Origin of the sequence: Cobetia sp. 5-25-4-2, from assembly GCF_013374075.1 — a bacterium.
Lineage (GTDB): Bacteria > Pseudomonadota > Gammaproteobacteria > Pseudomonadales > Halomonadaceae > Cobetia > Cobetia marina.
The window spans coordinates 1-2,167 of the sequence record NZ_BLWK01000017.1 but is presented as its reverse complement, the minus strand read 5'-3'; the positions used below and the strand labels follow the sequence as shown (position 1 = coordinate 2,167).

2 tRNA genes and 2 rRNA genes are annotated in these 2,167 nt (G+C 52.8%); all 4 read left to right on the top strand.

Annotated features, from left to right (window positions below):
• A 16S ribosomal RNA gene (locus HXS65_RS17315) occupies window positions 1-96 on the top strand; the annotation flags it as partial.
• Window positions 97-172: 76 nt separating this feature from the next.
• Window positions 173-249, top strand: a tRNA-Ile gene (locus HXS65_RS17310).
• A 39-nt stretch (window positions 250-288) separates the two neighbouring features.
• A tRNA-Ala gene (locus tag HXS65_RS17305) sits at window positions 289-364 on the top strand.
• A gap of 428 nt (window positions 365-792) precedes the next feature.
• Window positions 793-2,167: ribosomal RNA gene (locus HXS65_RS17300) — 23S ribosomal RNA — on the top strand; the annotation flags it as partial.

Here is a 2,167-nt window from a genome sequence, read left to right as displayed (position 1 = left end):
ACCTTCGGGAGGGCGATCACCACGGTGTGGTTCATGACTGGGGTGAAGTCGTAACAAGGTAGCCCTAGGGGAACCTGGGGCTGGATCACCTCCTTATCGACACTGTCTACTGCTCGCGGCAAGTGCTCACAACGAATTACCTGATCAAGTTAGTTTATCGAGTAGTAGTGTCGGGTCTGTAGCTCAGTTGGTTAGAGCGCACCCCTGATAAGGGTGAGGTCGGCAGTTCAAATCTGCCCAGACCCACCAAAAGCTTCGTGCTTTTGTCGACACGGTTTGCCGACTTTTGGGGCCATAGCTCAGCTGGGAGAGCGCCTGCCTTGCACGCAGGAGGTCAGCGGTTCGATCCCGCTTGGCTCCACCATCAAGTTCCGGTTCAAGCTTCTACTACCTGATAACGCTGACAGTTCACAGTGACAAGCATATCGCCTTCCTCGAGAAGGTTGTGTGACTTCTCACTGTTCTCTGAACAGCCGCTCTTTAACAATGTGAATCATGCTGACGATGGAATGTGCGCCAAGCACATCTCCATCAAACGATATGTCGGAGAGGTCCGACAGAGTCGTAATCCTTGACAGACCCCTTGGGGTTATATGGTCAAGCGATTAAGCGCATACGGTGGATGCCTTGGCAGCCAGAGGCGATGAAGGACGTGATAGCCTGCGATAAGCGTTGGCGAGGTGGCAAATACCCTGCGACCCAACGATTTCCGAATGGGGAAACCCACTCNAAACGATATGTCGGAGAGGTCCGACAGATTCGTAATCCTTGACAGACCCCTTGGGGTTATATGGTCAAGCGATTAAGCGCATACGGTGGATGCCTTGGCAGCCAGAGGCGATGAAGGACGTGATAGCCTGCGATAAGCGTTGGCGAGGTGGCAAATACCCTGCGACCCAACGATTTCCGAATGGGGAAACCCACTCACCATCAGGTGAGTATCTATAGGCCAATACATAACCTATAGAGGCAAACCCGGGGAACTGAAACATCTAAGTACCCGGAGGAAAAGAAATCAACCGAGATTCCCCAAGTAGCGGCGAGCGAACGGGGACCAGCCCTTAAGCGATACAACTGACAGACGAACAAGCTGGGAAGCTTGACGATACAGGGTGATAGTCCCGTAGTCGAAGTCTGAGTATCGTGAAATCGAGTAGGTCGGGGCACGAGAAACCTTGACTGAACATGGGGGGACCATCCTCCAAGGCTAAATACTCCTGGCTGACCGATAGTGAACCAGTACCGTGAGGGAAAGGCGAAAAGAACCCCGGCGAGGGGAGTGAAATAGATCCTGAAACCGTATGCGTACAAGCAGNTGACGATACAGGGTGATAGTCCCGTAGTCGAAGTCTGAGTATCGTGAAATCGAGTAGGTCGGGGCACGAGAAACCTTGACTGAACATGGGGGGACCATCCTCCAAGGCTAAATACTCCTGGCTGACCGATAGTGAACCAGTACCGTGAGGGAAAGGCGAAAAGAACCCCGGCGAGGGGAGTGAAATAGATCCTGAAACCGTATGCGTACAAGCAGTGGGAGCACCTTCGTGGTGTGACCGCGTACCTTTTGTATAATGGGTCAGCGACTTATATTCTGTGGCGAGCTTAACCGTATAGGGGAGGCGTAGCGAAAGCGAGTCTTAACTGGGCGACCAGTCGCAGGGTATAGACCCGAAACCGGGCGATCTATCCATGGCCAGGGTGAAGATTGAGTAACATCAATTGGAGGCCCGAACCCAAGTATGTTGAAAAATGCTGGGATGAGCTGTGGATCGGAGTGAAAGGCTAATCAAGCCCGGAGATAGCTGGTTCTCCTCGAAAGCTATTTAGGTAGCGCCTCACGTATCACCGCTGGGGGTAGAGCACTGTTTCGGCTAGGGGGTCATCCCGACTTACCAACCCGAGGCAAACTCCGAATACCAGTGAGTGCAGCGTGGGAGACACACAGCGGGTGCTAACGTCCGTTGTGAAAAGGGAAACAACCCAGACCGTCAGCTAAGGTCCCAAAATCCTGATTAAGTGGGAAACGATGTGGGAAGGCTCAGACAGCTAGGAGGTTGGCTTAGAAGCAGCCATCCTTTAAAGAAAGCGTAATAGCTCACTAGTCGAGTCGGCCTGCGCGGAAGATATAACGGGGCTAAATCAGGTACCGAAGCTACGGGTTCATCCT